This window comes from Gilliamella sp. B2887, assembly GCF_026537015.1.
Taxonomy (GTDB): domain Bacteria; phylum Pseudomonadota; class Gammaproteobacteria; order Enterobacterales; family Orbaceae; genus Gilliamella.
The window spans coordinates 1-3,727 of record NZ_JAFNMX010000021.1 but is presented as its reverse complement, the minus strand read 5'-3'; the positions used below and the strand labels follow the sequence as shown (position 1 = coordinate 3,727).

7 protein-coding genes are annotated in these 3,727 nt (G+C 32.7%); 5 read left to right on the top strand and 2 right to left on the bottom strand.

Annotated features, from left to right (window positions below; translation table 11 throughout):
• Window positions 1-523 precede the first annotated feature (523 nt).
• On the top strand, window positions 524-841 hold the full coding sequence (locus J3U13_RS11300) for an SHOCT domain-containing protein (protein WP_267342157.1): 318 nt from the start codon (window positions 524-526) through the stop codon (window positions 839-841).
• A 49-nt stretch (window positions 842-890) separates the two neighbouring features.
• Here the strand turns inward: J3U13_RS11300 and J3U13_RS11295 are convergent, their stop codons facing one another.
• Window positions 891-1,085 carry a hypothetical protein gene (locus J3U13_RS11295; protein ID WP_267342155.1) on the bottom strand — a complete coding sequence of 65 codons (195 nt, stop codon included), beginning with the start codon at window positions 1,083-1,085 and terminating at the stop codon, window positions 891-893.
• Window positions 1,086-1,160: 75 nt separating this feature from the next.
• On the bottom strand, window positions 1,161-1,430 hold the full coding sequence (locus tag J3U13_RS11290; RefSeq protein WP_267342154.1) for an Arc family DNA-binding protein: 270 nt from the start codon (window positions 1,428-1,430) through the stop codon (window positions 1,161-1,163).
• Between the two features lie 109 nt (window positions 1,431-1,539).
• On the opposite strand from J3U13_RS11290, the gene J3U13_RS11285 reads away from it, so the two are divergent.
• From J3U13_RS11285 to J3U13_RS11270, 4 genes are all read left to right on the top strand, one after another.
• A complete protein-coding gene (locus J3U13_RS11285; protein WP_267342153.1) occupies window positions 1,540-1,704 on the top strand; it encodes a toxin-antitoxin system HicB family antitoxin in 165 nt (54 codons plus the stop codon).
• On the top strand, window positions 1,697-2,545 hold the full coding sequence (locus tag J3U13_RS11280) for a phage regulatory protein/antirepressor Ant (protein WP_267342151.1): 849 nt from the start codon (window positions 1,697-1,699) through the stop codon (window positions 2,543-2,545). The genes J3U13_RS11285 and J3U13_RS11280 overlap by 8 nt, the downstream gene beginning before the upstream one ends.
• Before the next feature lie 50 nt (window positions 2,546-2,595).
• Window positions 2,596-2,811, top strand: a complete 216-nt coding sequence (locus tag J3U13_RS11275) for a phage antirepressor N-terminal domain-containing protein (protein WP_267342150.1) — start codon at window positions 2,596-2,598, stop codon at window positions 2,809-2,811.
• Between the two features lie 349 nt (window positions 2,812-3,160).
• Window positions 3,161-3,727: Bro-N domain-containing protein (locus tag J3U13_RS11270; RefSeq protein ID WP_267342149.1), on the top strand; the 567-nt coding region annotated here is incomplete at its 3' end.

The following is a 3,727-nucleotide window of genomic DNA, read 5'->3' as shown; positions in this document are numbered from 1 at the left end:
ATTGTTTAGCTGATTTTTTAGAGAAAAACAGCCCACATCTTCACTACAATTTTTCAACAGCACTTAATAAGATACAAGTTAATCTAAGTTTATCAATGAATTTTGTTCGTGGTGAGCTGGATATTTGTAATGCAAGGAAAACATTAGTTTAACCCTTTTTTAGACCCTTTTTAAAAGCATTGATTATTATTAATTAATTTTCACGTAATAAAAAAGGGTTATTATTTCAAATTATGGATAAAATTTAGTTAAAACAATAGGCTATGTTTGATATAATCTAGTTCACCGCTGTATAAGCGGTTTAGAAAAAGTTACAACGCTTTGCAATCCTCACTACAAAATCGGATCGCTTGTTCGTGTTGAATCTGTATTAACTGAATATAACGGCAATTATAAAGTAAAATCAATAGAGCATAACGGGGATCTGTACGGCACAAACTGGCATAGCAAGCTAGTTTGTATTGGTGGAAAGTTTGGCGCAATTTGATATAATCATTTTCTCTCATAAAAATAAGGAAATCAAATGGCTATAAAATATTGTACTCTTTGCCACAGAAACGTAAGCCCAAAAAGAAAAATTGGCATTGGAACTCTCATCGGTATTATATTCACTGGATTCATCTGGGTTTTATTTATTCCATTTTATAAAAAAAGATGTCCTATATGTCATGGTGATTCGCTCGTTAATCCTGGTAAAGTTGAATCTAAAACCAGTCAATCGTCAGTTGAAAATAAACATCTTTCAGTGGCTGATGAGCTAAAAAAATTAAATGATTTAAAAGATTGTGGAGCATTAACACAAGAAGAATTTGAATTACACAAAAAAAAATTATTACAATAAAGTGAATTTATCAAATAATCAAACCCTCTAAGAGGGTTTTTGACATAAGTTATTTTGAGAAGTGTTTACCAAAAAACCATACGAATACAAAAAATAAGATAAAAACCAGTGGATTACCTAATAAATTATCAAGCAATGTGTTTTCGGGAACATTTCTAGCTGCAATCAATGAATCTTGTGCAAATACTAAATTACTAAAAAATAGTGATAATATGCATAGTGTTAATTTGTTTATCGTTTTCATTTTGAATTTCCTTTTTTGGTATTAACTTCTTTTTGGTCAAGATAGTTGCGTATGATTCCTATATGGAGTTATTTTTTATTTTTCTTCATGGATATAAGTCAAAATATAGTTTTCTTTTAACTTGCGTAAATCTTCTAATTTGCTTTGAACCTCTCTTTCAATTTCATCTAGTTTTTTGAGATAGTCACCTGTCTCTCCAGATAAATAATTTTCCAAAGCATAAATAATTTCGTTGTTCATTGATCTGCCATTTTTTTTAGCTAACTCAGCAATTTTATCTCGCATTCCTTCAGGGAATCTTACAGTAAACTTATCCTGCAATTGGCTTGGGAATTTCTTTTCCATGATAAAGTCTCAAAAAATTTTTGAATATATAATAATGTCAACTTGACATTATTGTAAATAGTGTTAAATTAACACTAGTGGCAAATAGCCACTATAAAAAGGAGAAAAGATGCAAAAAGAGAAATTTATAAAATTCACTTTTAGAATACGTGAAGATGTTCATAGTGAAGCAAAGGCAAGAGCTGAAAAAGAGGGAATATCTTTAAATTCAGCTTTACATCAAATGGTTGTAAGAGAACTGGAAAATAACAAAAGGAGAGAAACAAATGTCTAAAAAAGCAAAAACCCCAAGTGCTGCAACATTTGAGGTCTCAATAATTAATCCCACTACAAAAGGAACTAATATAATGAAAAATGATACATCTTTAGTTAATAAAAGTCAATTGACAATGTCTAGCCGTGAGATAGCGGAATTGACAAATAAACGACATGATCATATATGTCGTGATATTAGAGCAATTTTAGTTGCTTTATTAGGTGGAGAAGAAACAGACTACATCCGTAACCCAAATCTGGGTTACCTAACAAATCAACATGTTAGCTGTAATCAGTATAATTCTAAAAATCCTAACGCATGGGAATATCATATTTCTCGACGATATACTGAGATACTGATAACTGGTTATGATATTAAACGTCGTACAGCAGTTATTGATCGTCTATATGAGTTAGAAGAGGCTAATAGAACAACTCATTCAAAACTTCCAACCACTAAAGAGCTTGCATTAATGGTTATTCAAGCTGAAGAAGAAAATGAACGGCTTTTAATTGAAAATAAAACATTAGGAACTCAGCTCGAAGAAATGAAACCAACAGTTGAAGCTTTTGATCGCATTGCAACTAAAGCTGAGGGTAGTATGTGTGTAACTGACACAGCTAAACATTTACAGGTACAACCCAGAAAATTCTTTCAAGAATTAAATGCAATGGGGTGGATCTACAAAAGAACAGGTTGTAGCCATTGGCTTGGTTATCAAGATAAGGTCAAGCAAGGTTTGTTAGAGCATAAAGTAACAACGGTCTCAAGAAGTGATGGTAGTGAAAAGATAGTAGAGCAGGTATTAGTTACCCCTAAAGGACTAGCTAAACTATCACAAATATTAACAATGCACTAAGCCATTATTATAAGCCCTCTATAAAAAGGGGGCTACTTGAGGATGTAGATATGTCAAACACAAAATTAGAAACAATTCAGTTTCACAATCAACAATTAATCGTTCTTAATTATCAAGATAAACCGTATGTCGCAATGAAACCAGTTTGTGAAAATATAGGGTTAAATTGGGCGGCACAATTCAAAAGAATTCAACGTCATCATGTGCTTAGTCAAGGTGTTGTCATGATGACAATACCTTCAAAATTTTATATCCAGATTTTATGATCGGGAGTGCGACTAATATAACACCTTTAAGGGAATACGTCCGCTGACTCGTTGCAGTTTTGAGCTCCCGATCGCCCCACTAAATTTTTTCATAATTATCATCTTTTAAAATGTTGACTTCAAATATCATATTGCGATATATTTGCCGAAGAGGTGTCGAAACCTTATCAAGAAGCGGATGAATCGCCCCGTTAGCGTGATTTTTTTATACTTAAAATTTATGCCGAGAGGGTGAGGAATAAAATACCAGCAATGGGAATAACTCCAGCCGACTTCTTGCGGTTTTCGAACCTCTTGGCGCCCAAATAATTGGGTGAAAATAATTCGAAAATAACAAGAGGATATAGCTATGACAAATCAATTAATGTTTCACAGCACGACTGTGCAGTCAGTCAATCACAATAATCAAATTTGGATCACATCTACCGAGCTTTCAAAACTGTTAAAATATTCCGATAGTAAATCTGTAACAAAGATTTATAGCCGAAATTCTGACGAGTTTACCAATAAAATGACAATGGTGGTCAAATTGACTACCAATGGAATAAACAATAGCTTACGTGAAAAATCTGTCCGTATTTTCTCTCTTAGAGGTGCACATTTAGTCGCAATGTTTGCTAATACAGAAATAGCCAAAGAAGTAAGAAAATGGTTACTTGATTTAGCAGATAAAGAAATCGGTATAAGTGAGACTATTTCACTCGAACAACAACAAGCAATTCAACAAGCAGTAAATGAGCGAGTTTATAGAACAGGAGAAAGACATCAAGCGGTTTATTCAAAGTTTCATCAGCAATTCAAAATACCTCGTTATCAAGATTTGCCTGCTAGTAAATTTGATGAGGCGATTAAGTGGTTGGGTGGTATAACACTGAGGGATTATAAGTCAGTTAATATTGATAATTTAAAACGACAA

Coding starts and splice junctions, on each gene's coding strand:
- J3U13_RS11300 (WP_267342157.1), top strand. CDS start 524: ATGGCTATAAAATATTGTACTCTTTGCCACAGAAACGTAAGCCCAAAA.
- J3U13_RS11295 (WP_267342155.1), bottom strand. CDS start 1,085: ATGAAAACGATAAACAAATTAACACTATGCATATTATCACTATTTTTT.
- J3U13_RS11290 (WP_267342154.1), bottom strand. CDS start 1,430: ATGGAAAAGAAATTCCCAAGCCAATTGCAGGATAAGTTTACTGTAAGA.
- J3U13_RS11285 (WP_267342153.1), top strand. CDS start 1,540: ATGCAAAAAGAGAAATTTATAAAATTCACTTTTAGAATACGTGAAGAT.
- J3U13_RS11280 (WP_267342151.1), top strand. CDS start 1,697: ATGTCTAAAAAAGCAAAAACCCCAAGTGCTGCAACATTTGAGGTCTCA.
- J3U13_RS11275 (WP_267342150.1), top strand. CDS start 2,596: ATGTCAAACACAAAATTAGAAACAATTCAGTTTCACAATCAACAATTA.